Source organism: Gordonia zhaorongruii (assembly GCF_007559005.1).
Taxonomy (GTDB): domain Bacteria; phylum Actinomycetota; class Actinomycetes; order Mycobacteriales; family Mycobacteriaceae; genus Gordonia; species Gordonia zhaorongruii.
Genome location: NZ_CP041763.1, coordinates 2,483,570 through 2,506,235 on the forward strand (window position 1 = coordinate 2,483,570; position 22,666 = coordinate 2,506,235).

Here is a 22,666-nt window from a genome sequence, read left to right on the forward strand (position 1 = left end):
GTGGTCCGGTTATGCTGGATGACAGTCGGCGCCAGAGCGTCGAACCAGACCGCGGCAAGGAGCGCTCACATGCAGTTCGGCATCTTCTCGGTCGGTGACGTCACCGCCGACCCGACCACCGGAACCACCCCCAGCGAACACGAACGCCTCACGGCGATGACCGCGATCGCACTGAAGGCCGAAGAGGTCGGACTCGACGTCTTCGCAACCGGCGAACACCACAATCCGCCGTTCGTGCCCAGTTCCCCGACCACGATGCTCGGCTGGATCGCCGCGCGGACCGAGCGTCTCCTGCTGTCCACGGCGACCACCTTGATCACCACCAACGACCCGGTGAAGATCGCCGAGGACTACGCGATGCTGCAGCACCTCTCCGAGGGTCGCGTCGACCTGACGATGGGCCGCGGCAACACCGGACCGGTGTACCCGTGGTTCGGCAAGGACATCCGCAAGGGCATCCCGATGGCAGTCGAGAACTACCACCTGCTGCGCCGGCTGTGGCGGGAGAAGGGGATCGATTGGGAAGGCGAGTTCCGCACGCCGCTGCAGAGCTTCACCTCGACGCCCGCGCCACTGGACGGCACGCCGCCCTTCGTGTGGCACGGTTCGATCCGCTCGCCGGAGATCGCCGAGCAGGCCGCCTTCTACTGCGACGGCTTCTTCCACAACAACATCTTCTGGAATTCCGAGCACACCGAGCAGATGGTGAACCTGTACCGGCAGCGCTTCGAGCACTACGGGCACGGTTCGGCCGACCAGGCGATCGTCGGACTCGGCGGCCAGGCGTTCATGGCCGAGACGGAGGCGGAGGCCAAGCGCAGGTTCCGCCCGTACTTCGACAACGCACCCGTGTACGGACACGGACCGTCGATGGAGGACTTCACCGAGATGACTCCGTTGACCGTCGGAACTCCCGAGCAGGTCATCGAGAAGACTCTGGGTTTCGCCGACTACGCAGGCGACTACCAGCGTCAGCTCTTCCTGATGGACCATGCAGGCTTGCCGCTGTCGATGGTGCTCGAGCAGATCGAGATCCTGGGCCGCGAAGTGGTGCCGGTGCTGCGCAGGGAGTTCGAGGCACGCCGCCCGGCTCACGTGCCTTCCGACCCGCCGACGCATTCCTCTCTGGTTGCGGCCGGTCCGGACAGCGCCCACCACCTGGTGCTTCCGCACCAGGCCGCCACAGCAACGAGCGGAGGCCGACAATGAGCCGCAAGGTAGTCGTCGTGAACGCGGGCGTGTCCGCCGCATCGTCGACGCGCCTGCTCGCCGAGCAGCTCGCAGGCGCAGTGCTCACGGGCGTCTCGGCGCGCGGCGAGCAGGCGGACATCGAATACGTCGATGTCGCTCCCCTGGCCCGGGACCTGGCGACGGCAGTCACGTCGGGTGTCTCCTCGCAGGCGGTCCGCACCGCACATGATGCGATCGCCGGCGCTGACGGTCTGATCGTGGCGACGCCTGTGTTCGCGGCGTCGTACAGCGGCATCTTCAAGATGTTCTTCGACACCCTCGACCCCGACGCTCTCACCGGGGTGCCGGTGTCGATCGCCGCGACTGCAGGCACCGCACGTCACTCGCTGGTGCTGGACTACGCGATCCGGCCGCTGATGGCGTACCTACGCGCCGACGCGCTCCCGACCGGAACCTTCGCCGCCACAGACGATTTCGGATCACCCGAGCTCGGTGCCCGGATCAACCGCGCAGGCTCTGAACTGGCGGCGCGACTCGTCTCCGATGGCGCTGTCGCGGGCTTCGGCGGACCGACCGACACGAAGTCGGCACCGCGTCGCAGCGGACGCAGCACCGACCTCGGGCCCTTCCCCGACTTCGCCGACCTGCTGCACGGGCACACCGGCGACGTGAAGTAGGCCGGCCCGCCGCCTCAGACGGAGAACGACCTGCCTACGCGGACGTCGGTGTCGCGCATGTGCGACGCGGCCTTGGACACGCCCACCCCGAGCCCGTCCAGCCGCGCGCGGGCGTCCGCGAACAGCCGGTCCCACTGATGCTGGGCCTGCTGGTATTGCATCGCACCGCCCGAATCCCAGTGGCTCGCCAGCGCGGTGACCTGTCGTTTGAGCTGTCCGGACAGTTCCTCCAAACGCTGGAACTGGGCCCGCAGGTCGCCCGACAGCGTGCCGAGGCCTTCGAAGTTGTAGCGGATTACTCCCCCGGTCATATTTCCCCCTGTTGTGTTCGCCGGTATTCGAGCTGTGGTGTTCGAGCTGTCGAGTTGGTCGATCAGCGATCAGAGCGACAGCGGCGCAGCGCCACCGGAGTTGACTACCTGAGACGCCGCTGCCGCATCCTCGCTGTCGTAGCCCTGGAATCCGGTCGTCAGCTTCGTCTCGATCTCGTCGAGAGCGTTGTGCAGCCGAGTCGCGGTTCCGTGCCAGTCGGTGTGCGAACCATCGAAGGCGTTCGACGCCTGCCCGTTCCAGCCGGCGCGGCCGTTAGCTGCGGACGACTGAATCCGCGAGATGATCCCCTGCATCTCGCCGACGATTCCTTTGATCGACGATGCCGAGGCCTGTGAGGCGCCGACGTCGACATTGAGTCCTGTCGTCATGTGTCGTTCCTTTCCTTGAGCACCGGATCAGACTGATCCGGCGAGGTCTGAGTCGAGTCGCAACGCAAGGTCCAAGCTGACCGCCGCGCTGCCACCGACGGTCTGGATGCCGAACGGACCGTCCAGCAGCAATGCCGAGTCGGCGTCGGGCTGCTCCTCCACCGGTGTCTGCACCAGTGGCGCGTCGGCCGTGCGCAATGGCGCGTCCGCACCGCGGAGCGCTCCGGTCGCCGCGAGTGGCGCCATCGGGCCCGTCGCGGCCGGCTGAGCGTGTGCGGCCTGCACCACGGCTGGGCCGGTCTCACCGGACACCGCGGCCGACGCATTGCTCGTCGTCGGCCGAGCAGCGAGTTCGACGGGTGCCTCGCTCACGGCTGCCACCCCCGTCACCGCACCGACTGGCGACGCGGCAGGCATCGCACCCGTCGGCATCACACTCGCTGGCATCGCCCCCTTCGGGGTGGCACCCACTGCGGGCGCCGACGCTGGGGCGTGCACGCCCTTGGCCGCGCCCGTCGCCGATGCCCCGCCGGTCGACGAGGCCGCACCGGCAGCGCGGTCGCAGGGCGCGCAGCAACTCTGCACCGGCGCCTGTGTGCCTCCATCGCCCGGTGCGGTGGCGGGCAGGCCCGCCGCCACGCCGCCTGCCGCTTGCCCGCTGCCGGCGCCGCCGAACAGACTTCCGGCCAGCCGTACACCCGCCGAGAGCAGCGGACCGGCCTGCTGCAGGAGGCCCGCGACCGCGTCGCCGCCGACCGCACCGGGAGCACCGGTGATCGGGACCGGAGAACCCGTCGCGCCCAGGTGCGCCGTCGGCGCGGCCAACTGGGCCCGCGTCGCACCGACCACCGCCAGTCCTTCAGCGAGGCCTTCCGCCGCGATGCCGAGCGCCACGAGCTGTCCCGGCGGAGTCGCGAGGGTCGGTGCGGCCGCAGCGAGCATGCCCACGGTCTTGACCACGACGCCCTGCAGCTGAACGAGTCCTGCGGCGACGATCCCCGCAGCTACCTGGACGTCCGTGGACATCGCCGCGCCCTGAGCTGCCAGAGCTCCGGAGTCGGCGGCCGTGCGCGTCGCCTTCCCGATCGCCGCGCTCGCTCCCTGACCGAGCCATTGACCGTCGACCGCCGACGCAGCGCCCATCAGCGTCGAGGCGCCGTTCTCGAGCAGGCCCGCCAGGCTCGCGAGAGATCGGACCGGATCGCCAGGCCCGCTGAGGATTCCCGTTCCGAACGTGCCGAGCAGATCGGTGATCGGTTTGATCAGTGCGACCGGATCGACGCCGGGCAGGATCGGCAGCGCGGGCAGATCGAAGTCGGGCAGCTCCGGAGGACGCACGTCGAGTGGTGCGTCGATGCGCGGCACCCCGAGGTCGGTGAGGACCTCGCCCACCGGCTTGTCCAGTACGGCAGCAAATCCGGTCGGGGTGGCCATTTCTGTCGGGGCGGCGATTCCGGTCGGGGCTGCGCCGTCGCACGTCATCGGGCACCGAGCCCGGCGACGGCCGCCGCGTCGGCGGCCGAGTACCCCGCCAGCCCTGCCGCCGCTGATGCAGCCGACGCGGCATGGACTGCCGCCAACTGCCCGACCGAGTGCAGGTGGTTCGTCTGCGCTACCGCGTACGCAGCGAGGAACTCCTGCCCGATGAGACCGAACGCGGCCGCCATCGCCACCCCCTGCGCCGCATCGACCGTTCCCGCGGCGCTCGTCGCCGCGCCGAGTGCTGCGGCCGTCGCACCGAATGCCTCCATTGCGCCCGGCACCACCGTCACCTGTCCGTCCATGACTCTCCCTCCTACCGTCGCTCTTGCAAGGTTGGACGCATCGAGTCAGTGGCGGGTTCCGAAGGCGCGCCGGTCAGTTCGGCGAACTCTGCGACGAACTCCGCCATGATCTCGGCCCGGTCGGCGAACGCTCGGGTCGCGGCACGGACCGAGGTCCGGACGATCGCATCGGCGAGCGCCGCCGGCTGCCGGTTCCCTGCGCCTGGACGCAACTCGATCCCCACCATGGCGCCGGACACGTCCACGTCGACGATCACCCGATCACGGTCGCCGGACTCCCGGATCGTGAGCCCATCGAGCCTGCTCTGCACGTCCTCGAGTGCGGCCAGCTGATTCTCGGCGCGGCGCTGCACGTCGTCCATCACCGTCATCGAACTCCCCCGCGGTCGCTGGACTCCTCCGAATCGACCAGGTCGGCGCGCGAGGGCAATCCGAGCAGTGCAAGGGTCTCGTCCGGTACGCCGTCGGCCGCGAGAGCATCCCGTCGGCGGGCGCCCGCCGTCACACCGGCGAGCCGGCACAGCGCGAGTACGTCAGCGGCGAGGGCACTCGGATCCCGTCGACACTGCGCAGGTTCGAGCTTCATCGCGACCGGCAGTCCCGCAGCCGTGCAGGTGACGCTGATTCCCCCTCCCCGTGACCGGACGGTGGTCAGTCCGTCTGCAGTTTCCAGCGGTTTCCGGTTGTCGATATTCGTCGCCATGGAAGGTCAGACGCCGCCGATCCGATATCGGTTCCATCGATGTGAACGCGGGCGTGTTCGCCGACGTCGCGCGTACCGTTCCGCGACATGCGAACCGACATCGTCGCCGGAGAAACCGGCACCCAGCCGTCCACCGCCGAGACCCCGCCGTGGCTGATCCCGCCACAGGCCGCACCGCGTCCGGTGCCCGCCGGCTCGTCGGGAGGGCCGGCTCCGGTGAGCGGTCCCCAGTTGACGGCGACCGCCGAACACGGCGACGTCGACCTGTCCGGGATCGTTCCACCCGACCCGGCCCCGGCTCGGGCAGCCGTTCCCGTCCACGACCCGATGACGGCCCGGCCGGGCCCGTCGTTCCCGCCTCCGCCGGCGCACCTCCCGATCGCGCCACCGCATGGAGCACCGCAGATGATCGGTCCCGGCGCCCCGTCGAATCCGATACCGAGTCAGCCGGCCCCTGCTCGCAGTCCGATGCCCGGACCGGCAGGCCCCGCGCTGGACGAGGTGTCCCTCATCCGCAAAGCACGGCGTCCACCGATGCGGGGCTGGCGCCGAGCGGTGCACACCTTGTCGGCCGGGACCGTGAATCCGGGTGAGTCGACGTCCGAACTCGAGTACCGAAACCTCCTCGAACGGGTACGGCAACCGGTCCGCGAGGACTATCGGATCGCCGTGCTCTCGCTCAAAGGCGGCGTCGGGAAGACAACGACGACAGTCGGTCTCGGATCGATGTTCGCGTCGCTGCGCGGCGACCGGGTGATCGCCGTCGACGCCAATCCCGACCTCGGAACGCTCGCGCAACGCGTGCCGATCCAGTCGGCATCGACGGTGCGCGATCTGCTCGCCGACCCCGTCATCGCCCGGTACTCGGACGTGCGGGCGCACACTTCACAGGCACCGAGCCGTCTGGAGGTCATCGCCTCCGAACGCGATCCAGCAGCCGCCGAGGCGTTCAGCGAACACGAGTACCGCGGCGTCATGACGGTCCTGCAGCGCTTCTACAACATCATCCTGACCGATTGCGGGACCGGAATGAGTCACGGAGCGATGCGCGGCGTCCTCGACCTGGCCGACGCAGTGGTGCTCGTCAGCTCGCCGGCCCTCGATGGCGCGCGCAGTGCGGGCGCGACGCTCGACTGGCTCGACGGACACGGCTTCGGGCATCTCATCCCGCGCAGCGTGGTGGTGCTCAGTTCCGCGCGCCCGGGTGCGTCGTCCATCGACCTCGACCATCTGTCCCGGCACTTCCTCACCCGGTGCCGCGCGGTGCACACCATCGGGTTCGACGACCATCTGTCCGAAGGCGCCGACGTGGACCTCGACCTACTCGGCAAGCACACGCGACGGTCGTTCACCGAGTTGGCGGCGACCATCGCGGACGATTTCGGCGGAACCAGTCTGCGTCGGCATCCGCCGTTCCACGGTCAGGCTGCGGAGCGATCCTGAAACCGGCCGGGCTGCTCACCCGGCGCAGCCGAACGCGCCTGTCGCTCGACGGCCTGCGCGAATCCCGGGCGCTTCCGTCCGGCGAACGACCGGAACCACGACGCGACTGCGGCAATCCGATTGCGGAACCCGACGAGGTAGAACAGGTGCACGGCCAGCCAGGCGATCCAGCCGACAACGCCTGTGAGCTGCACGCCGAACGGCGCGTCCACGACGGCGTTGTGCCGGTTCACCACGGCCATGCTCCCCTTGTCCAGGTACGCGAACGGCGTGCCCGCGGGCTTGCGGCCGCGGATCACGTCCGCTGCATGACGGCCCTCCTGCATCGCCACCGGACTCTGCCCCGGGTAGCCGTTCAGGCTGGTCATGTCGCCGATGGCGAACACGTCGTCACGGTCGCCCACGGTCAGGTCCTCGTCGATCAGGAGCCGTCCGGCGCGATCGGTCTCGCAATGCGTCGCCGCGGCAACCGCCCTTGAGAGATCGTTGGCCTGCATCCCGGCCGACCAGACGATCGTGTCCGCCTCGATGACCTGCTCGTCCCCATCGGAGTTGCGCACGGTGACGGCACCGGCATCGATATCGGTGACGAAGGTATCGGTATGCACATCGATCCCCGACTCCTCCAGCTTGCGGCGCGTGAAGCTCGACAGCTTGCCGCCGTACACCGGGAGCAGTTCGCCCGCACCCTCGACGAGGTGGACCGTCGCGGGCGCTTCGGTGAAGTAGCGGGTGCCCAGCTCGCGAATCTGGCCTGCTACCTCCACCCCGGTCGCGCCGCCGCCGACCACGACGAAGGTGTGCGCCTTCCGGTCGGCCACCGGCGCCTCGAAGCGATCGAGCAAGTGGGCCCGGAGCTCGATCGCGTCATCGAGCGACTTCAGCGAGAAGGTGCGGTCGGCCCACTCATCATGGCCGAAGTAGCCCTGTGCCACACCGCCCGCGACGATCAGGTTCCGGTAACCGATCTGCTCGTCGCCCGTGTCGGTGCGGTAGGTGACTACCTTCGCTTCCGCATCCACCGCGGTCACGTACCCGCGCTGCACGCTCACGGAGTTCTTGGATGCGAGCACTTCGGCGATCGGCGGTGCGATCTCCTCCTCCACCAGCACACCGGTCGCGACCTGATACAGGAGCGGCTGGAAGAGGTGCTCGTCGGTAGCCGAGATCAGCGTGGTCTCCACATCCGAGCGCGACAGCTGCTTGGCGGCGGCGAGCCCGCCGAATCCCGAACCGATGATGACGGCGTCTGTGGTGCGCATCGCGGCGATACCTCCCTGTTGAATGTCTAATCCCAGTTTGGTAGATGAACAACCACGCATCAAACGGATTGACCACCTCTTTTGGAATGATGTTCATCTGTTCTGTTCATATACTTGGGGAATGGAGTTCCGCCAGATCGAGTACCTCGTCGCCGTCGCCGAGACCGGTGGCTTCTCTCGCGCTGCCGCCCGGTGCTTCGTCTCGCAATCGGCGATCAGCCATCAGATCGCCGCCCTCGAACGCGAGCTCGGCACCGAGCTGGTCGATCGGTCTGCACGCGGCGGCAAGCTGACCGACGCGGGCGAGGTTCTGCTGCCGTACGCGCGGCAGCTCTTATCGCTGCGCGACGACGCCGTGGCCGCCGTGACACCGCATCCCGACCGAATCCGCATCGCTGCGAACATGTCGTTCGCGCGATCGGCACTGGCAGCGGTCGCCGCCGTCCGGGAGCGTCACCGTGAGGCCGAGATCGACTTCCTCCTCAAACCGTTCGGTCAGCGCATCGACGCAGTGGTCTCCGGGGAGGCTGATCTGGCGCTGGTACGGGGATCGGTCGATCACGACGAGCTCTACCTCGATCCCCTCTGGGTGGATCAGCCGGTGGTCGCCTTCAGTTCCCGGCATCCGCTCGCCAGATCCGGACGCGGCCCCGGCCCCGCCGACCTCGGCGAGTACCCGCTCGTTCTGCCTCCTGCCGATCAGCAAATCCTGTTGCACCGGCTCGTCGAGCGTGTGTTCTCGCGGGCAGGCGTCGACGTTCGGTACGGACCGCAGATCCGTGAGGGCCACCCGGTCGCCTTCGAACTGATCAATCACCCGGAGAGCTGGACCATCCTGTACGACGATCCGCTGCAACCCGGCATCGTGTGCCGCCGGAGCCTCGAGTTCACCCTTCCGGTCTCCGCGGTACTCCGCAACGACAGCACACCGAACCAACTCGTCGCCGAGATCCTGACGGAGTTGTCGAACGGATTCCGGCGGACCTGATCCCTGCACGCGGACTTCGAGCGCGGAGTGCAGCGACCGGCCGCACTCGACCTCGCCGGCTGCGCCTCACGTCTCGAGTAGTCGACGGGGACCGTCGCCGTGCTGTCCGTACTCATCTCCCGGATTGACCAACGCGCACCGCTTCAGGGACAGACAACCGCAGCCGATGCAACCGGTGAAGTCGTCGCGTAACTGCTGCAGTCGGTGGATCCGTTCATCGAGTTCGGCGCGCCACCCCTCCGACAGCCTCGTCCAGTCCGCTTGGGTCGGCGTACGCCCGTCGGGCAGCCGCTGCAGGGCGCCGCGAATATCGGCCAACGGGATCCCTACCCGCTGAGCGATCCGGATCAGGGCCACTCGACGCAGCGCGTCGCGGCGATACCGGCGCTGATTGCCGCTGGTCCGCCGCGCATCGATCAGCCCTTCCCGTTCGTAGAAGTGCAGGGCCGACACCGCGACGCCGCTGCGTGCGGACAACTCGCCGACTGTGAGTTCCCCACCTCTGGACACCGACACACCTGCCATCACAGACCCCTCCTACCGACCTAGACTTGACCTCAACCTTACTTGATGTTTCACAGTCGAGGCATGAGCATGGAAACGACGGCGTGGAACACGATGTACGCCACGATGAACAGCCAGACCGACCGACGTCGGATCGATCCGGCCCTGCTGCGCCGGATCGCACGCTTCGCCGCGCCGCACCGGCGACGCCTCGTCGGCTTCGCGGTGATCAGCACCGTCGTCGCCGGCCTCACCGTCGCGACTCCCCTGCTCGCCGGGCGGGTCGTCGATGCGATCACCGGATCGGGGTCCACGTCGGCCGTCGTCGGCCTGGCGTCGGTGATCGCCGTCGTCGCCCTCGCCGAGGCCGCCTTCGGCCTCGTCCAACGGTGGCTGTCGTCGACGATCGGGGAACGCCTGATCTTCGACCTGCGCACCGCGGTCTACGACCACGTGCAGACCATGCCGGTCGCGTTCTTCAGCCGGACCAGGACCGGCGCGTTGGTCAGCAGGCTGAACAACGATGTGATCGGTGCGCAGCGCGCGTTCAGCGACGCGTTCTCCGGCGTCATCAGCAACACCGTCACTTTGATGCTCGCGCTGGTCGCGATGCTGACCCTGTCGTGGCAGATCACCCTCGCGACGTTGGTCCTGCTGCCGATATTCCTCGTGCCGGCACGGCGGTTCGGCGCGCGGGTCGCGGACCTGCAGCGGGACCGGGCAGCGCATAACGCGGCGATGGGCGACCGAATGACCGAACGGTTCAGCGCGCCGGGTGCGACGTTGATCAAACTGTTCGGCGGCGCCGACCGAGAGTCAGTCGAGTTCGCCGAACGGGCGGGCAGTGTCCGCGACGTGGGCGTGCGGTCGGCGATGGTCCAGGAGATCTTCTACCTTGCCTTGATGGTGGTGTCAGCCCTGGCGCTGGCGCTCGTCTACGGGGCCGGCGGTGTGCTCGCACTGCACGGGCAGATCCAGACGGGCACGATCGTCTCCCTGGCGATGCTCCTGACCCGGTTGTACGCCCCGTTGACCGCGCTGGCCAACACCCGGGTCGAGGCGATGAGTGCGATGGTCAGTTTCGAGCGCGTCTTCGAGGTCCTCGATCTCGTGCCGCTGATCCGTGATCGTGCCGACGCCCGGGGGCTGCCGGACGGTCCGCTCGGCGTCGAGTTCGATCAGGTCGCGTTCTCGTATCCATCCGCGGCGCAGATCTCGTTGGCGTCGCTGGAGGAGGTCGCCGTCCTGAACCCGCAAGCTGGGAGACAGGTGCTGCACGACGTGTCGTTCACCGTGGAGCCGGGACAGACGGTGGCTCTGGTCGGGTCGTCCGGTGCGGGCAAATCGACGATCGCTGGCCTCGTTCCCCGACTGTTCGACGTCGACTCCGGTGCCGTCCGCATCAACGGCGTCGACGTCCGCGACCTGGAATCGTCGTCCCTGCACGCGAGCGTCGGCATGGTCACCCAGGACGGCCACCTCTTCCACGACTCCGTGCGCGCCAATCTTTCGCTCGCCCGACGCGACGCGACCGATGACGAGTTGTGGGACGTCCTGCGACGGGCACGACTCGACGGTGTCGTCGCGGCGCTGCCCGAGGGGCTCGACACGGTCGTCGGTGAGCGCGGCTACCGGTTCTCCGGCGGCGAACGGCAACGGCTGACGATCGCGCGCGTCCTGCTGGCGAAGCCGCGCGTCGTGATCCTCGATGAGGCCACCGCGCATCTCGACACGACCTCCGAGGCCCAGGTGCAGCTCGCACTGTCCGAGGCACTCGAGGGCCGGACAGCGATCGTGATCGCGCACCGCTTGGCGACGATCCGGGACGCCGACCGCATACTCGTCGTCGAGGATGGACGGGTCGTCGAGTCCGGACCGCACCGCGATCTGGTGCACGCAGGAGGACGGTACGCGGAGCTCTACCGCGCGTAGCGCGTCGAGGCCGCCGTCAGTCCCCGCAGCAGCCGCCGCCGAGATCGCCTGCGTCCCGCTTGTCGCGCGTGCGCTCGCTGCGCGCCGCCCATTCGGCGGGCGGCGGGTAGTCGACGTTCATCAGGCACAGGCCGCGCGCCGGCGCGACCGGGATCTGCGCCGATCGCTTACGCTCACGCAGCAGTCCTGCACACCAGTCGAGATCGCGGCGGCCGTCAGCCACCAGCGAGACGCTGCCGACGAGCGAGCGCACCATCGACCAGCAGAAGGCATCGGCGCGCACCGTTCCGACGAGGACACCTGCGTCGTCCCGGTGCCAGGAGAACTCCTGCAGCTCGCGGATCGTGGTGGCCCCCTCGCGGTACCGGCAGAACGCCGCGAAGTCGTTGAGCCCGACGAGCGTGCGCGACGCCGCATTGATCAGATCGAGGTCGAGCGCGCGCGGCCAGTCGGCCGTGCTGCGGGCGAGGGTGGGTTCGGCACCCCACAGTGCATCGCTGAGCCGGTACTCGTAGGTTCGCGCCAGCGCCGAGAACCGCGCGTCGAAGTCGGTGCTGACCCGCTCGACGGCTTTCACGCGCACGTCGTCGGGCAGCATCTTGGCGAGCCGTCGCACCAGGCGGGACGGATCGCCGTCGATCGACCGCGCCTGCAAGGACTCGACCGGGACATCGCAGTGCGCCACCTGGGCCGACGCATGCACACCGGCATCTGTACGGCCTGCGACGGTCAGCCGGATCGGTGACCGCAGAATAGTGGCCAGCGTGGTCTCGATCGTCTCGCACACGGTCCGTCGCCCGGGCTGGGTGGCCCATCCGGAGAAGTCGGTTCCGTCGTAGGCGACGACGAGCCGCAGACGACACTGCCCGCCCTCGTCAGAGACGAGGGCGGGCAGTTCGATTTGCGACGTGATCAGTCTTCCCGCTGCGACGGCGGCAGCTGGTAGCCTGCGGCCTCCGCGTCGGCCTCCGAGGCGAACCAGATCTCCGCGACGGTCGACTCGTAGAAACGAGTGCCCGGGCGGTGGTACAGCTTCGAACCGGCGTTGCCCTTGATCGGGAAGCCTTCCGGCTGCGAGTCGTCGTCGAGCGGCGCATGCGAGCCGGCCGGAGCCTCCGCATCCTCCGCGACGGCGGCGGTCGACTCGTCGTCGACGGCCTCGGCGACCGCGTCGGCGTTCTCGACCTCGGCGTCGGTCGCGTCGGCCTCGACGGCCTCCACGACGTTCTCGGCTTCGGCGGCCTTCTTCTTGGAGGCCGCGGCGCGAGTCGCGCGGTTGGCCTCGTTCGAAGCGGTCGCCTCGCGCACCAGCTCGATCACTGCCATGGGGGCGTTATCGCCCTTACGCGGCAGCGTCTTGATGATGCGGGTGTAGCCGCCCTCGCGCTCGGCGAAGAACGGGCCGATCTCGGCGAACAGCGTGTGAACGACATCCTTGTCGCGGATGTCCTTCATCACCTGGCGACGGTTGGCGAGCTCGCCGGCCTTCGCGTGGGTGATCAGCTTCTCGGCGTAGGGCCGCAGCCGCTTCGCCTTGGCTTCGGTTGTGGTGATGCGGCCATGCTCGAAAAGCGCCGTGGCGAGGTTCGCCAGGATCGCCTTCTGGTGGCTGGCCGACCCGCCGAAGCGGGCACCCTTGGTGGGCTTAGGCATTTCTCTCTCCTAGGAGGGGACTCTCGATCTCGCGACCGGAAGTCGTAGTGGTTCTAACAGTCCTACAGCTGTTCGGTCTCCGCGAAATCTTCACCGGAGTCGGCGTCGTAAGCCGCCTCGTCCGTCCACGTGCCGGTCGCCGGGTCGTAACCGGCAACCTGCGACGGGTCGAAGCTGGCCGGGCTGTCCTTGAGGGCCAGACCCAGGCCGTGGAGCTTCACCTTCACCTCGTCGATCGACTTCTGACCGAAGTTGCGGATGTCGAGCAGGTCCGACTCGGTACGTGCAACCAGCTCGCCGACGGTGTGAACACCCTCGCGCTTGAGGCAGTTGTACGAACGGACGGTAAGCTCCAGATCCTCGATCGGCAGCGTGAACGCAGCGATGTGATCGGCCTCCGCGGGCGAAGGTCCGATCTCGATGCCCTCGGCCTCGACGTTGAGCTCCCGAGCCAGGCCGAACAGTTCGACCAGGGTCTTGCCGGCCGACGCCAGAGCGTCACGCGCGGTGATGGAGTTCTTCGTCTCCACGTCGAGCACCAGACGATCGAAGTCGGTGCGCTGCTCGACACGGGTGGCCTCGACCTTGTAGGTCACCTTGAGGACCGGCGAGTAGATCGAGTCGACCGGGATACGGCCGATCTCTGCGCCGGTTGCCTTGTTCTGCACGGCCGGAACGTAACCGCGGCCCCGCTCGACGACGAGCTCGATCTCGAGCTTGCCCTTGTCGTTGAGGGTCGCGATGTGCAGATCCGGGTTGTGCACGGTGACGCCTGCAGGCGGGACGATGTCAGCACCGGTGACGGCGCCGGGGCCCTGCTTGCGGACGTACATGGTGACCGGCTCGTCCTCTTCGGAGCTGACCACGAGGCCCTTGAGGTTCAGGATGATGTTGGTGACATCCTCCTTCACACCGGGGACGGTGGTGAACTCGTGCAGGACACCGTCGATGCGGATGCTGGTGACCGCTGCGCCCGGGATGGACGACAGCAGCGTGCGCCGCAGCGAGTTGCCCAAGGTGTAGCCGAAGCCCGGCTCGAGCGGTTCGATGACGAACTTCGAGCGATCCTCGGCGATGACCTCTTCAGACAGAGTGGGTCGCTGTGAGATGAGCATTGAGTGAGATTCTCCTTTGGCCGACCGCTATTTGACGGCCTCGAGGTGGACCGGACAGCTGGCGCTGCCGGGCTATTACTTGCTGTAGAACTCGACGATGAGCTGCTCGGTGAGCGGGACCTCGATCTGAGCGCGCTCGGGCACGTTGTGCACGAGAATGCGCAGAGTCGACGGAACCACCTGCAGCCACGGCGCGGTCGGACGCTCGCCGAGGGTCTCCTTGGCGATCTGGAACGGCGTGGACTGCAGCGACTTCTGACGAACGTCGATGATGTCGTACTGGCTGACGCGGTAGCTGGGCACGTCCACGCGTCCACCGTTCACGGTGAAGTGGCCGTGGCTGACCATCTGTCGAGCCTGACGACGGGTACGCGCCAGGCCGGCGCGGTACACGACGTTGTCGAGACGGGTCTCCAGGATCTGCAGCAGGACGTCGCCTGTCTTGCCCTGGCGACGGTTCGCCTCTTCGTAGTAGCGGCGGAACTGCTTCTCCATGACGCCGTAGGTGAAGCGAGCCTTCTGCTTCTCCTGCAGCTGGAGCAGGTACTCGGACTCCTTGATCCGCGCGCGGCCGTGCTGGCCGGGCGGGTACGGACGTCGTTCGTACGCCGCGTCTCCGCCGATGAGATCGACGCGAAGACGACGGGACTTCTTAGTTGCGGGGCCGGTATAGCGAGCCATGGTTTATCTTCTCCCTTTCCCGCTTAGACCCGGCGCCGCTTGGGCGGACGGCAGCCGTTGTGCGGCTGCGGGGTCACGTCGGAGATGGTGCCGACCTCGAGGCCGGCGGCCTGCAGTGACCGGATGGCGGTCTCACGACCCGAACCCGGTCCCTTAACGAACACATCGACCTTCTTGACGCCGTTCTCGGCGGCCTTGCGAGCAGCGTTCTCGGCAGCGAGCTGCGCGGCGAACGGAGTGCTCTTACGCGAGCCCTTGAAGCCCACGTGGCCCGAGCTGGCCCAGCTGATCACGTTGCCCTCGGGGTCGGTGATCGAGACGATGGTGTTGTTGAACGTTGACTTGATGTGCGCCTGGCCGAGCGGGATGTTCTTTTTATCGCGACGGCGGGTGCCCTTCTTCGGGCCTGCGCTTCGTGACTTCGGAGGCATTACTTCTTCTTCCCGGCGATGGTCTTCTTCGGTCCCTTACGAGTGCGGGCGTTGGTCTTGGTCCGCTGACCGTGGACCGGAAGTCCGCGACGGTGGCGGAAGCCCTGGTAGCAGCCGATCTCGATCTTGCGACGGATGTCGGCCTGCACCTCGCGGCGGAGGTCGCCCTCCACCTTCACCGAGGACTCGATGTATTCACGCAGCTTCGAGACGTCTGCGTCAGTCAGATCCTTCGCGCGCAGGTCGGCCGAAAGGCCGGTAGCGGCGACGATCTCCTGCGAAGTGGTGCGACCCACTCCGTAGATGTATGTGAGTGCGATCTCCAACCGCTTTTCGCGGGGAAGATCAACACCAGCAACACGTGCCATGTGGCGATTCCTTCTCTTCTCAGAGGTCTGCTTCCAGCCCGTCCCGAACTCATGCGTCGGGCCCCGGCCTCTGAACCGGGGGTCGGCGTTCGCGCGTCTGCGAACGCTGGTTCTGGAAGTTCATTCGGTCTAAACGATATTCAGTTCTCTTTTTTGCCACGACCTGTGTGTCGCGGGTTTCAAGCCACCCGGAGAGGGGCGTTGATCAGCCCTGACGCTGCTTATGACGCAGGTTGTCGCAGATCACCATGACCCGGCCGTTACGGCGGATCACTTTGCACTTCTCACAGATCGGCTTGACGCTCGGCTTGACCTTCACGTCAGCTTCTCCTTGTTCGTTCCCAGCGAGTTCGTTCCCAGCGAGGGTTACTTGTACCGGTAGACGATGCGCCCACGAGCGAGGTCGTAGGGCGAGAGCTCCACGACCACCCGATCCTCGGGCAGGATGCGGATGTAGTGCTGCCGCATCTTGCCGCTGATGTGGGCGAGCACCTTGTGACCGTTCTCCAGCTCGATGCGAAACATCGCATTCGGCAGGGGTTCGATCACACGACCCTCGACCTCGATGGCTCCGTCTTTCTTCGCCATGTCCTCCGCGATTCTGGGAGGCGCGCATGCGCGTCTCCCGACTTGAATCTTTCGTCTGTCCGGTACGGTGGCACTTGTCGCGACTTCCTCCAGAACGGGCGTATGACACGCCCGGTCGTGGACGTGCGGAAACCGCACGACGCACCGAGGTTCGAGTCTACGCCAGGCCCGGCGTCAGGACCAACTCGCCCGACTCGCCTGCCCTCGCGCGTGCCAAACTGTTGATATGCGTGCTTTTCTCATCCGCAGCGCCTTCACCGGGCTGGGCCTCTGGATCGCGACTCTCATCGTTCCGGGCGTCGACTTCGATTTCGGCGATCTCACCTCCTGGTGGGAGAAGCTCGGCGTGGTCCTCCTCGTCGCGATCCTCTTCGGGTTGATCAACGGCATCATCAAACCGATCGTGCAAGTGCTGGCTATTCCGCTGTACGTCGTCACCCTCGGCCTCATCCACATCGTGATCAACGCACTGATGCTGCGGATCACCTCATGGTGCACCGACAACGTGTTCCCGGTCGGCCTGCAGGTGGACGACATCTTCTGGTCGGGCGTCTTCGGCGCCATCGTCATCTCGATCGTCGGCTGGCTGACCGCGCTCCTGATGAAGGACCGACTGGAGAACATGTACCGATGAGGATCGCTTCCTGACATGCGCGCGGTGATACAGCGCGTCAGCTCCGCGGAAGTGACGGTCGACGGTGCGACCGTCGGCGCACTCGACGTGCCTCCCGGCGGTCAGGGCCTCCTCGCTCTGATCGGCGTCACGCACGACGACGATGCCGCCTCGGCGGCCGCGGTCGCGGACAAGATCTGGAAGCTCCGGATCCTCGACGGCAGCGGCGACCGTCGGGAGGCGTCCGCCGCCGACCTCGACGCACCGATTCTGGTGATCAGCCAGTTCACCCTGTACGCGAACACCGCGAAAGGGCGCAGGCCGTCGTGGAATGCAGCCGCGCCCGGTGCGATCGCCGAACCGCTCGTCGACACCGTCGTCGCCACGCTGCGCGGTTTCGGCGCGACCGTCGCCACTGGCAGTTTCGGTGCGCACATGCACGTGGAATCGGTGAACGACGGACCGGTGACCATCGTCCTCGACGTCTGAGCGGAGTCGGCGATGCCGGATTCGCCCTGGTGACGCTGATAGTCTTGCGCGGTGCCGAACCCGCTGACGACCCGCGCCCGGTCGCCCCGCATCATGGTTGCGCTCACCGCGGTGCTTCTCGCGCTGACGACCACCTTCGGCCTGGTGTCCCAGCTGTGGCACGGCTTCCTGGACCTGATGGTCTACCGCCTCGGCGCGCAGACCTGGCTGGACGGCAACGACATCTACGGCCATCTCCCCGCGCTCGATGCGGGCGAGCGGATGGTGCACCTGCCGTTCACGTATCCCCCACTGGCGGCGATCTTCTTCTCCCCGTTCGCCATGCTTCCGGAAGGGCTGGCGGGTGCGCTCATGTTCGGGCTGACCATCGCCTCCATCGCCGTCACCGTGTGGTTGGTGCTCGCCCGGATCCGCCCGGAGATGGACCTGCGTATCCGCCTCGCCCTGGTCCTCGGCACCGTCGCGGCCGCCGAGTTCGGCGAACCGGTCCGGATGACGCTCGGCTACGGTCAGGTGAACGCTCTGCTGATGGCGGCCGTCGCCATCGACCTTCTCGTGCGTAACCCGAGATGGCCGCGCGGTCTGCTCATCGGCATCGCCATCTCGATCAAGCTGACGCCCGCGGGGTTCCTGCTGTTCTTCCTCCTGCGCCGCGACTGGCGGGGGCTCCTCACCACTGTCGCGTCGGCCATCGGCTCCGTCGGCGTCGTCTGGCTGCTGATGCCCGACGCCTCGTACAAGTACTGGTTCGAGAAACTGAGCGAGACGAGCCGCATCGGTGCACCGTACTTCGCAGGCAATCAGTCGCTGAAGGGGTTCGCCTTCCGCTTGGGACTCAGCGATTCGGCGGCGTCCGCGCTCTGGATCGGGCTCTCGCTGGTCGCGATCGTGCTCGCCGCCGTCTGGATGCACCGGCTCCTGACCTCTGCCGGTCCGGCCTCGAGCCATCCAGCGGGCGTCGATCTGTCCACTGCGGTCGTGGTGAACGCTGCGGCGATTCTCCTGGTGTCCCCGATCAGCTGGTCGCATCACTGGGTGTGGGTGGTGCCGGCGATCGTGATCGCCCTCAGCACGGTGCTCTCCGGCACGGCCTCCGCTCGGTTCACCACCGTGACCGGACTGGCCATCGTGATGTTCTACGTGGGGCCGCACTGGTTGCTGCCGTCGGGTGACGACCGCGAACTCGACTGGGCGTGGTGGCAGCAGATCGTCGGAGCGTCGTACGTCGTCTTCACGTTCGCCGTACTGGCGATCGGTGCCGCGAATGCCCTGCGCTCTGCGCGCGCCGACCGTCCGGAGCAGACGGTGATCGCCCCTGCCGCTCGCACCTTCCGGCCGGCCGTCGACAGCCGGCTCAGGCGGTGGGGCGCACGGTGAGAATCCGCGGACCGTCCTCGGTGACGACCACGGTGTGCTCCCAGTGCGAGGCCCGAGTGCCGTCGTCGGTCACCACGGTCCAGTCGTCGTCGAGAACACTCGTGTCGGATGTCCCGAGAGTGAGCATCGGCTCGATCGCCAGGGTCGATCCGACCACCAGCCGCGGACCCCGGTTCGGTTTCCCCTCATTGGGAAGGAACGGATCCATATGCATCTCGCGGCCGATGCCGTGGCCGCCGTATCCGTCGACGATGCCGAACGCTCGACCGAACTTCCTCTCGGCCGCACGGGTTCCGCGCTCGATCGCGGCGGACACATCCGTCAGACGGCCGTCGGGGACCATCGCCGCGATACCCGCCTCGAGGGAGAGCCGCGTCGCATCGTTCAGTTCCTGGTCGGCCTGCGACAGCTCACCGATCCCGAAGGTCCACGCCGAGTCGCCGTGCCACCCGTCGTAGATCGCGCCGCAGTCGATCGACACCAGGTCGTGTTCGGCGAGAATCACGTCGGCCGACGGGATGCCGTGCACGACCACCTGGTTGACCGAGGCGCAGATGGAGCCGGTGAAGCCGTGATAGCCCTTGAACGAGGGCACCGCACCCGCATCGCGGATCACCGCTTCGGCGATCTCGTCGAGTTCGAGTGTGCTGACTCCGACCTTCGCCGCGTCCCGGACCGCGACCAGCGCGGACCCGACGATCTCACCGGCCGCGGCCATGACGTCCAGTTCACCCGACGTGCGGAACGGAACCGGCTTCGGCTTACGGAACGCCACCGACGCGTCAGGCCTTGCCGAGTGCGCTCAGGACGCGCTGATGCACTTCCTGAACCTCGCCGACCGCGTCGATCGTGGTGACGGTGCCCGCGTAATGATCGAGAAGCGGCGCCGTCTCGGCGTCGTACACCGACATCCGGTTGCGGATGACCTCTTCGGTGTCGTCGGCACGGCCGCGGGCCAGCATGCGCTCGACCACCACGTCCGCGTCCACCACGAACGAGAGAACGCCATCGAGTTCGCCGCCGAGCTCCTCGAGGATGCCCTCGAGCGCGACAGCCTGCTCGGTCGAACGCGGGAAGCCGTCGAGGATGAAGCCCTTCGACGCATCCGGCTCGCCGAGGCGCTCGCGCACCATGTTGATGGTGATCTCGGGCGGGACCAGGTTGCCTGCGTCGAGGTACTTCTTCGCCTCCACACCCACCGGCGTGCCCTGCGAGATGTTCGCGCGGAACAGATCGCCGGTCGAGATGTGCGGGATGCCGAGGGCCTCCGACAGCAGTTCTGCCTGTGTGCCCTTACCGGCTCCGGGCGGGCCGAGAATCACGAGTCTCACTTGAGGAACCCTTCGTACTTGCGTTGCATCAACTGGCTGTTGACCTGCTTGATGGTGTCGAGGCCGACGGCCACGATGATCAGCAGAGCGGTGCCGCCGAACGGAATGTTGGCCGCGCCGTTGCTCCCGCCCATGTCGAGGAACAGGTTGGGGAGGATCGAGATCAGACCGAGGTACAGCGAGCCCGGAAGCGTGATCCGGTTGAGCACGTAGCTCAGGTACTCAGCGGTCGGACGGCCCGGACGGATGCCCGGGATGAAGCCGCCGTAGCGCTTCATATCGTCTGCCCGCTCCTCCGGGTTGAAGGTCACCGCGACGTAGAAGTACGTGAAGAACACGATGAGCAGGAAGTAGAAGACGATGTGGAACGGACTGGACGGATTGACCAGGTTCTCCTGGATCCAGACCTGCCAACCGGACACGTCGGTCTGGTTCTGGTTGGTCACCTGCAGGATCAGCTGCGGAATGTAGAGCAGCGACGATGCGAAGATGACCGGGATCACGCCCGCGGTGTTCACCTTGATCGGCATGTACGTGGACGAGCCGCCGTACATCTTCCGCCCGACCATGCGTTTCGCGTACTGGACGGGGATCCGTCGCATGCCCTGCTCGATGAACACGACGGCGACGAGGATCAGGAGAATCGCCACGATCAGAATGCCGAACACCAGGCCGCCGCGCTGCTGCAGGATGTTGCGCCCCTCGGATGGGAGGCGGGCGACGATGCCGGCGAAGATCAGCATGGACATGCCGTTGCCGACGCCGCGCTCGGTGATGAGCTCGCCGAACCACATGACGAGGCAGGCGCCGGCCGTCATGACCAGCACGATGATGGTCAGGCCGAGGATCGACGTATCGGAGATGATCTCCTTCGAATTACAGTCCGCACCTGTGGATGGCAGTAGGTTGCCGCTGGCGGCGAGCGCGACGATGCCCGTCGACTGCAGGATCGCCAGCGCCACCGTCAGGTAACGCGTGTACTGCGTCATCTTGGTCTGGCCGGACTGGCCTTCCTTACGCAGCTGCTCGAACCGCGGAATCACCACGGTGAGCAGCTGAACGATGATGCTGGCCGTGATGTACGGCATGATGCCGATCGCGAACACCGACAGCTGGAGCAGCGCGCCGCCGGAGAACATGTTGATCAGCGAGTAGATCTGACCCGAGTCACCCTGGCTCGCCGCGTCTACACAGCGGTTGATCTCTTTGAAGTCGACGCCCGGCGACGGCAGCGTTGCACCGATGCGGTACAGGACGATAATGCCGAGGACATAGAAGATCTTCTTCCTCAAGTCGGGCGTCCTGAAGGTCGCCATGAGGGGGGAATTCACCAAGTCCTCCTATAGCACCTGAACATGTGGGCCGAAGGCCTCAGCGTGCTCGGCGATCACACTCGAAAAGATTTCAGGCACCCCTACTGCAGGGCGCCCCTACGAACTCTAACAGTCATCCAACCACCGCCGGTCAGGCGAGCAGCGCTGCGAGACACGAAGTCCGACATTGCGCTCGCCTGACCGGGGGATCAGATTGTCACCAACCGCTTACTGCTCGGTGGCGGTGCCGCCGGCAGCGGCGATCTTCTCTTTGGCGGAGCCGGAGAACTTGTCCGCGGTCACGTTGACTGCGACGTTGATTTCGCCTTCGCCGAGAACCTTGACCAGCTCGTTCTTGCGGACGGCGCCGGCTGCCACGAGCTCGGCGACACCGACGGTGCCGCCCTCGGGGAACAGACGGGCGATGTCGGCCACGTTGACGACCTGGAAAACCACGCGGTTGCGGTTCTTGAAGCCCTTGAGCTTCGGCAGACGCATGTGAATCGGCATCTGGCCGCCTTCGAAGCCGGCCGGAACGTTCTTGCGCGCCTTGGTGCCCTTGGTGCCGCGGCCTGCGGTCTTACCCTTCGAGGCTTCACCGCGACCCACGCGGGTCTTGTCGGTCTTCGCGCCCGGTGCGGGCCGAAGGTGGTGCAGCTTGATGGTCATGTGACTAAACCTCTTCGACTGTCACGAGGTGCCGGACCACGTTGATGAGGCCGCGGTTGATCGGGCTGTCCTCGCGGGTGACAGTCTGGCGGATGCCCTTGAGTCCAAGGGTGCGCAGGCTGTCACGCTGGTTCTTCTTGGTACCGATGGTGCCCTTGATCTGGGTGATCTGCAGTTCAGCCATGGCTTATGCTCCCTTGTTCGCTGCGGCAGCGGCGCGTGCGCGCAGCATGCCGGCGGGGGTGACCTCTTCAACGGTCAGCCCACGACGTGCAGCGACCTCTTCGGGCTGCTGCAGCATCTTGAGGGCTGCCACGGTGGCGTGAACGACGTTGATCGCGTTGTCCGAGCCGAGGCTCTTGGCGAGAACGTCGGTCACACCGGCGCACTCGAGCACGGCACGCACAGCGCCGCCGGCGATCACACCGGTACCCGAGCTTGCGGGACGCAGCATCACGACACCGGCTGCGGCCTCACCCTGAACCGGGTGGGTCACGGTGCCGGCGATCAGCGGAACGCGGAAGAAGTTCTTGCGAGCCTCTTCGACGCCCTTCTGAATTGCCGCGGGAACTTCCTTGGCCTTGCCGTAGCCGACGCCGACCATTCCCTGGCCATCGCCGACCACCACGAGGGCGGTGAAGCTGAAGCGGCGGCCGCCCTTGACGACCTTCGACACACGGTTGATCGTGACGACGCGCTCGAGGTGGTTCCGCTCTTCGCGGCCTCCGCGGTTGTCGCGACGATCGCCGCGGCCGCGACGCTCGTTGCTGTTGTTGCTGTTTGTGTTGCTGTTGTTGCTTCCGGCGGGTCCGTTGCCGCCATCACGCTGACGTCCGGGCATCAGAGGTCCCCT

Annotated in this window: 30 protein-coding genes; 8 read left to right on the forward strand and 22 right to left on the reverse strand. The window is 66.9% G+C overall.

Annotated features, from left to right (window positions below; translation table 11 throughout):
- Nucleotides 1–69 precede the first annotated feature (69 nt).
- Entirely contained in the window at nucleotides 70–1,209 is a 1,140-nt protein-coding gene (locus FO044_RS11555) for an LLM class flavin-dependent oxidoreductase (protein ID WP_132992012.1), read from the forward strand.
- The gene (locus tag FO044_RS11560) at nucleotides 1,206–1,868 is read left to right on the forward strand and encodes a CE1759 family FMN reductase (RefSeq protein ID WP_132992013.1); all 663 of its coding nucleotides are present in this window, start codon (nucleotides 1,206–1,208) and stop codon (nucleotides 1,866–1,868) included. The genes FO044_RS11555 and FO044_RS11560 overlap by 4 nt, the downstream gene beginning before the upstream one ends.
- A gap of 14 nt (nucleotides 1,869–1,882) precedes the next feature.
- Here the strand turns inward: FO044_RS11560 and FO044_RS11565 are convergent, their stop codons facing one another.
- The 6 genes from FO044_RS11565 to FO044_RS11590 all read right to left on the reverse strand — a co-directional run bounded on the left by FO044_RS11565 (nucleotide 1,883) and on the right by FO044_RS11590 (nucleotide 5,056).
- Nucleotides 1,883–2,179 carry a WXG100 family type VII secretion target gene (locus tag FO044_RS11565; RefSeq protein ID WP_132992014.1) on the reverse strand — a complete coding sequence of 99 codons (297 nt, stop codon included), beginning with the start codon at nucleotides 2,177–2,179 and terminating at the stop codon, nucleotides 1,883–1,885.
- 69 nt (nucleotides 2,180–2,248) lie between these two features.
- On the reverse strand, nucleotides 2,249–2,569 hold the full coding sequence (locus FO044_RS11570; RefSeq protein ID WP_132992015.1) for a WXG100 family type VII secretion target: 321 nt from the start codon (nucleotides 2,567–2,569) through the stop codon (nucleotides 2,249–2,251).
- Between the two features lie 27 nt (nucleotides 2,570–2,596).
- Nucleotides 2,597–4,051, reverse strand: coding sequence for a hypothetical protein (locus FO044_RS11575; RefSeq protein WP_132992016.1), 1,455 nt, complete (start codon nucleotides 4,049–4,051; stop codon nucleotides 2,597–2,599).
- Nucleotides 4,048–4,353 (reverse strand): hypothetical protein, encoded by a 306-nt coding sequence (locus FO044_RS11580; RefSeq protein ID WP_132992017.1) that lies wholly within the window; start codon nucleotides 4,351–4,353, stop codon nucleotides 4,048–4,050. The genes FO044_RS11575 and FO044_RS11580 overlap by 4 nt, the downstream gene beginning before the upstream one ends.
- An 11-nt stretch (nucleotides 4,354–4,364) precedes the next feature.
- Nucleotides 4,365–4,724 carry a YbaB/EbfC family nucleoid-associated protein gene (locus FO044_RS11585; RefSeq protein WP_132992018.1) on the reverse strand — a complete coding sequence of 120 codons (360 nt, stop codon included), beginning with the start codon at nucleotides 4,722–4,724 and terminating at the stop codon, nucleotides 4,365–4,367.
- On the reverse strand, nucleotides 4,721–5,056 hold the full coding sequence (locus tag FO044_RS11590; RefSeq protein WP_235831328.1) for a hypothetical protein: 336 nt from the start codon (nucleotides 5,054–5,056) through the stop codon (nucleotides 4,721–4,723). The genes FO044_RS11585 and FO044_RS11590 overlap by 4 nt, the downstream gene beginning before the upstream one ends.
- An 87-nt stretch (nucleotides 5,057–5,143) precedes the next feature.
- Here FO044_RS11590 and FO044_RS11595 point away from each other — a divergent pair, with 87 nt between their 5' ends.
- Entirely contained in the window at nucleotides 5,144–6,499 is a 1,356-nt protein-coding gene (locus FO044_RS11595; RefSeq protein WP_143965690.1) for a MinD/ParA family ATP-binding protein, read from the forward strand.
- Here FO044_RS11595 and FO044_RS11600 read toward each other — a convergent pair.
- Nucleotides 6,478–7,761: an NAD(P)/FAD-dependent oxidoreductase gene (locus FO044_RS11600; protein WP_143965691.1), complete on the reverse strand. Its 1,284-nt coding sequence runs from the start codon at nucleotides 7,759–7,761 to the stop codon at nucleotides 6,478–6,480. The genes FO044_RS11595 and FO044_RS11600 overlap by 22 nt on opposite strands.
- Before the next feature lie 121 nt (nucleotides 7,762–7,882).
- On the opposite strand from FO044_RS11600, the gene FO044_RS11605 reads away from it, so the two are divergent.
- Nucleotides 7,883–8,749, forward strand: a complete 867-nt coding sequence (locus tag FO044_RS11605; RefSeq protein WP_143965692.1) for a LysR family transcriptional regulator — start codon at nucleotides 7,883–7,885, stop codon at nucleotides 8,747–8,749.
- 66 nt (nucleotides 8,750–8,815) lie between these two features.
- Here FO044_RS11605 and soxR read toward each other — a convergent pair whose 3' ends face one another.
- Nucleotides 8,816–9,274 (reverse strand): redox-sensitive transcriptional activator SoxR, encoded by a 459-nt coding sequence (gene soxR / locus FO044_RS11610; protein ID WP_143965693.1) that lies wholly within the window; start codon nucleotides 9,272–9,274, stop codon nucleotides 8,816–8,818.
- A gap of 63 nt (nucleotides 9,275–9,337) precedes the next feature.
- Between soxR and FO044_RS11615 the strand changes: the two genes are divergently transcribed.
- The gene (locus tag FO044_RS11615) at nucleotides 9,338–11,185 is read left to right on the forward strand and encodes an ABC transporter ATP-binding protein (RefSeq protein WP_143965694.1); all 1,848 of its coding nucleotides are present in this window, start codon (nucleotides 9,338–9,340) and stop codon (nucleotides 11,183–11,185) included.
- Nucleotides 11,186–11,201: 16 nt separating this feature from the next.
- Here the strand turns inward: FO044_RS11615 and truA are convergent, their stop codons facing one another.
- The 8 genes from truA to infA all read right to left on the reverse strand — a co-directional run bounded on the left by truA (nucleotide 11,202) and on the right by infA (nucleotide 16,021).
- Entirely contained in the window at nucleotides 11,202–12,086 is an 885-nt protein-coding gene (gene truA / locus FO044_RS11620; RefSeq protein WP_244945813.1) for a tRNA pseudouridine(38-40) synthase TruA, read from the reverse strand.
- An 11-nt stretch (nucleotides 12,087–12,097) separates the two neighbouring features.
- Nucleotides 12,098–12,838, reverse strand: coding sequence for a 50S ribosomal protein L17, sunset domain variant (rplQ, locus tag FO044_RS11625; protein ID WP_132992025.1), 741 nt, complete (start codon nucleotides 12,836–12,838; stop codon nucleotides 12,098–12,100).
- A gap of 62 nt (nucleotides 12,839–12,900) precedes the next feature.
- Nucleotides 12,901–13,953 (reverse strand): DNA-directed RNA polymerase subunit alpha, encoded by a 1,053-nt coding sequence (locus FO044_RS11630; RefSeq protein ID WP_132992026.1) that lies wholly within the window; start codon nucleotides 13,951–13,953, stop codon nucleotides 12,901–12,903.
- 75 nt (nucleotides 13,954–14,028) lie between these two features.
- Complete coding sequence (gene rpsD / locus FO044_RS11635; protein ID WP_132992027.1) at nucleotides 14,029–14,634, reverse strand: 30S ribosomal protein S4; 606 nt, start codon at nucleotides 14,632–14,634, stop codon at nucleotides 14,029–14,031.
- A gap of 23 nt (nucleotides 14,635–14,657) precedes the next feature.
- Nucleotides 14,658–15,065, reverse strand: a complete 408-nt coding sequence (rpsK, locus tag FO044_RS11640; RefSeq protein WP_132992028.1) for a 30S ribosomal protein S11 — start codon at nucleotides 15,063–15,065, stop codon at nucleotides 14,658–14,660.
- On the reverse strand, nucleotides 15,065–15,433 hold the full coding sequence (rpsM, locus tag FO044_RS11645; protein WP_132992029.1) for a 30S ribosomal protein S13: 369 nt from the start codon (nucleotides 15,431–15,433) through the stop codon (nucleotides 15,065–15,067). The genes rpsK and rpsM overlap by 1 nt, the downstream gene beginning before the upstream one ends.
- 205 nt (nucleotides 15,434–15,638) lie before the next feature.
- Nucleotides 15,639–15,752, reverse strand: a complete 114-nt coding sequence (gene rpmJ / locus FO044_RS11650) for a 50S ribosomal protein L36 (protein ID WP_009679193.1) — start codon at nucleotides 15,750–15,752, stop codon at nucleotides 15,639–15,641.
- 47 nt (nucleotides 15,753–15,799) lie between these two features.
- A complete protein-coding gene (gene infA, locus FO044_RS11655) occupies nucleotides 15,800–16,021 on the reverse strand; it encodes a translation initiation factor IF-1 (protein ID WP_004023539.1) in 222 nt (73 codons plus the stop codon).
- A 226-nt stretch (nucleotides 16,022–16,247) separates the two neighbouring features.
- Between infA and FO044_RS11660 the strand changes: the two genes are divergently transcribed.
- The 3 genes from FO044_RS11660 to FO044_RS11670 are packed head-to-tail and all read left to right on the forward strand — an operon-like array spanning nucleotide 16,248 to nucleotide 18,500.
- Nucleotides 16,248–16,655 (forward strand): phage holin family protein, encoded by a 408-nt coding sequence (locus FO044_RS11660; RefSeq protein ID WP_132992030.1) that lies wholly within the window; start codon nucleotides 16,248–16,250, stop codon nucleotides 16,653–16,655.
- A gap of 15 nt (nucleotides 16,656–16,670) precedes the next feature.
- Nucleotides 16,671–17,123 carry a D-aminoacyl-tRNA deacylase gene (dtd, locus tag FO044_RS11665; protein WP_143965696.1) on the forward strand — a complete coding sequence of 151 codons (453 nt, stop codon included), beginning with the start codon at nucleotides 16,671–16,673 and terminating at the stop codon, nucleotides 17,121–17,123.
- A 51-nt stretch (nucleotides 17,124–17,174) separates the two neighbouring features.
- A complete protein-coding gene (locus tag FO044_RS11670; RefSeq protein ID WP_244945755.1) occupies nucleotides 17,175–18,500 on the forward strand; it encodes a glycosyltransferase 87 family protein in 1,326 nt (441 codons plus the stop codon).
- Here the strand turns inward: FO044_RS11670 and map are convergent.
- The 6 genes from map to rpsE form a co-directional block, all read right to left on the reverse strand.
- Nucleotides 18,478–19,275, reverse strand: coding sequence for a type I methionyl aminopeptidase (gene map / locus FO044_RS11675; protein WP_143965697.1), 798 nt, complete (start codon nucleotides 19,273–19,275; stop codon nucleotides 18,478–18,480). The two genes, FO044_RS11670 and map, sit on opposite strands and share 23 nt — an antisense overlap.
- 7 nt (nucleotides 19,276–19,282) lie before the next feature.
- Entirely contained in the window at nucleotides 19,283–19,831 is a 549-nt protein-coding gene (locus tag FO044_RS11680; protein WP_132992033.1) for an adenylate kinase, read from the reverse strand.
- Nucleotides 19,828–21,162 carry a preprotein translocase subunit SecY gene (gene secY, locus FO044_RS11685; RefSeq protein WP_132992034.1) on the reverse strand — a complete coding sequence of 445 codons (1,335 nt, stop codon included), beginning with the start codon at nucleotides 21,160–21,162 and terminating at the stop codon, nucleotides 19,828–19,830. Before secY ends, FO044_RS11680 begins: the two co-directional genes overlap by 4 nt.
- 210 nt (nucleotides 21,163–21,372) lie before the next feature.
- Nucleotides 21,373–21,813, reverse strand: a complete 441-nt coding sequence (gene rplO / locus FO044_RS11690; protein ID WP_132992035.1) for a 50S ribosomal protein L15 — start codon at nucleotides 21,811–21,813, stop codon at nucleotides 21,373–21,375.
- Nucleotides 21,814–21,817: 4 nt separating this feature from the next.
- Entirely contained in the window at nucleotides 21,818–21,997 is a 180-nt protein-coding gene (rpmD, locus tag FO044_RS11695; RefSeq protein WP_132992036.1) for a 50S ribosomal protein L30, read from the reverse strand.
- 3 nt (nucleotides 21,998–22,000) lie between these two features.
- Entirely contained in the window at nucleotides 22,001–22,654 is a 654-nt protein-coding gene (gene rpsE, locus FO044_RS11700; RefSeq protein ID WP_143965698.1) for a 30S ribosomal protein S5, read from the reverse strand.
- Nucleotides 22,655–22,666 lie beyond the last annotated feature (12 nt).

What these genes read in the sequence shown, in the direction of transcription:
- rplO (WP_132992035.1), bottom strand. Translation starts at nt 21,813, where the DNA reads ATGACCATCAAGCTGCACCACCTTCGGCCCGCACCGGGCGCGAAGACC.
- FO044_RS11605 (WP_143965692.1), top strand. Translation starts at nt 7,883, where the DNA reads ATGGAGTTCCGCCAGATCGAGTACCTCGTCGCCGTCGCCGAGACCGGT.
- FO044_RS11615 (WP_143965694.1), top strand. Translation starts at nt 9,338, where the DNA reads ATGAGCATGGAAACGACGGCGTGGAACACGATGTACGCCACGATGAAC.
- FO044_RS11595 (WP_143965690.1), top strand. Translation starts at nt 5,144, where the DNA reads ATGCGAACCGACATCGTCGCCGGAGAAACCGGCACCCAGCCGTCCACC.
- rpsM (WP_132992029.1), bottom strand. Translation starts at nt 15,433, where the DNA reads ATGGCACGTGTTGCTGGTGTTGATCTTCCCCGCGAAAAGCGGTTGGAG.
- rpmD (WP_132992036.1), bottom strand. Translation starts at nt 21,997, where the DNA reads ATGGCTGAACTGCAGATCACCCAGATCAAGGGCACCATCGGTACCAAG.
- FO044_RS11600 (WP_143965691.1), bottom strand. Translation starts at nt 7,761, where the DNA reads ATGCGCACCACAGACGCCGTCATCATCGGTTCGGGATTCGGCGGGCTC.
- FO044_RS11565 (WP_132992014.1), bottom strand. Translation starts at nt 2,179, where the DNA reads ATGACCGGGGGAGTAATCCGCTACAACTTCGAAGGCCTCGGCACGCTG.
- rpsD (WP_132992027.1), bottom strand. Translation starts at nt 14,634, where the DNA reads ATGGCTCGCTATACCGGCCCCGCAACTAAGAAGTCCCGTCGTCTTCGC.
- FO044_RS11555 (WP_132992012.1), top strand. Translation starts at nt 70, where the DNA reads ATGCAGTTCGGCATCTTCTCGGTCGGTGACGTCACCGCCGACCCGACC.
- FO044_RS11560 (WP_132992013.1), top strand. Translation starts at nt 1,206, where the DNA reads ATGAGCCGCAAGGTAGTCGTCGTGAACGCGGGCGTGTCCGCCGCATCG.
- dtd (WP_143965696.1), top strand. Translation starts at nt 16,671, where the DNA reads ATGCGCGCGGTGATACAGCGCGTCAGCTCCGCGGAAGTGACGGTCGAC.
- FO044_RS11580 (WP_132992017.1), bottom strand. Translation starts at nt 4,353, where the DNA reads ATGGACGGACAGGTGACGGTGGTGCCGGGCGCAATGGAGGCATTCGGT.
- FO044_RS11630 (WP_132992026.1), bottom strand. Translation starts at nt 13,953, where the DNA reads ATGCTCATCTCACAGCGACCCACTCTGTCTGAAGAGGTCATCGCCGAG.
- FO044_RS11570 (WP_132992015.1), bottom strand. Translation starts at nt 2,569, where the DNA reads ATGACGACAGGACTCAATGTCGACGTCGGCGCCTCACAGGCCTCGGCA.
- FO044_RS11590 (WP_235831328.1), bottom strand. Translation starts at nt 5,056, where the DNA reads ATGGCGACGAATATCGACAACCGGAAACCGCTGGAAACTGCAGACGGA.
- infA (WP_004023539.1), bottom strand. Translation starts at nt 16,021, where the DNA reads ATGGCGAAGAAAGACGGAGCCATCGAGGTCGAGGGTCGTGTGATCGAA.
- rpsK (WP_132992028.1), bottom strand. Translation starts at nt 15,065, where the DNA reads ATGCCTCCGAAGTCACGAAGCGCAGGCCCGAAGAAGGGCACCCGCCGT.
- rpsE (WP_143965698.1), bottom strand. Translation starts at nt 22,654, where the DNA reads ATGCCCGGACGTCAGCGTGATGGCGGCAACGGACCCGCCGGAAGCAAC.
- rplQ (WP_132992025.1), bottom strand. Translation starts at nt 12,838, where the DNA reads ATGCCTAAGCCCACCAAGGGTGCCCGCTTCGGCGGGTCGGCCAGCCAC.
- FO044_RS11660 (WP_132992030.1), top strand. Translation starts at nt 16,248, where the DNA reads ATGCGTGCTTTTCTCATCCGCAGCGCCTTCACCGGGCTGGGCCTCTGG.
- FO044_RS11585 (WP_132992018.1), bottom strand. Translation starts at nt 4,724, where the DNA reads ATGACGGTGATGGACGACGTGCAGCGCCGCGCCGAGAATCAGCTGGCC.
- FO044_RS11575 (WP_132992016.1), bottom strand. Translation starts at nt 4,051, where the DNA reads ATGACGTGCGACGGCGCAGCCCCGACCGGAATCGCCGCCCCGACAGAA.
- soxR (WP_143965693.1), bottom strand. Translation starts at nt 9,274, where the DNA reads ATGGCAGGTGTGTCGGTGTCCAGAGGTGGGGAACTCACAGTCGGCGAG.